Below are 674 nucleotides of genomic sequence, written 5' to 3' on the forward strand. Positions count from 1 at the left end.
TGCAGATCAGCGAGTTGACACGTACACCGCTCTGCAAGCCATGACCATTTGGCCAGCTTACCAACACTTTGAGGAGTCGTATAAAGGTTCTATCGAAGTCGGTAAGAATGCGGATTTAATCATCCTCGATAACAACCCGATGAAGATTGAACCTAAGGCGCTAAAAGACCTAAACGTGGAAGAAACCATCAGCAGAGGTCAATCGGTTTATCAACGACAGTAATCCAAAATAAAACACCGCCGCTATCGAGGCGGTGTTTTCTATCTGACTCACCAAGCACTTTATCTATTTGCTCGCCACTAGCTTCGCTAACCAAGTAGGAAACTTTTCGTATTTAAGAATAAACCACACCTAAGCAAAGGCGGATTAATCAAAATCAGAAGGTCGTTTTGAGGGCAGCTTTAACAGCCTGATTCAACTTACTTAGCACCAATTCAAACACCCAACCAATAAAGGAATAAGGAAATTTGATCGCGATATTTGCACCTTTCCCCGCAAATACCAACATGTGGCCAAGTAAACCTTTTACGCGTTCAGAAAATTCGCTAGAGAGTTCTGAAATTTTGACGATTGAACGAGCAATCGCGTCATATATAGTAGCAATAGCAGAACCTACATTTTGCAGGGCAAAGACTGACGCCGCAGCCCCACCATCAACTAACAACGTAAGGAG

The 674-nt window shown here is 43.3% G+C and carries 1 protein-coding gene and 1 pseudogene; one reads left to right on the forward strand and one right to left on the reverse strand.

All coding sequences use genetic code 11. From position 1 onward, the window contains the following. The coding region (locus R7E78_RS27125) for an amidohydrolase family protein (RefSeq protein ID WP_318058747.1) at nt 1-223 on the forward strand (223 nt) is incomplete at its 5' end. 154 nt (nt 224-377) lie between these two features. On the opposite strand, the pseudogene R7E78_RS27130 reads toward R7E78_RS27125, so the two are convergent. Then, a pseudogene (locus tag R7E78_RS27130) lies at nt 378-674 on the reverse strand (lipase family protein); the annotation flags it as partial.

The sequence above is a fragment of the Vibrio sp. YT-19(2023) genome (assembly GCF_033337395.1).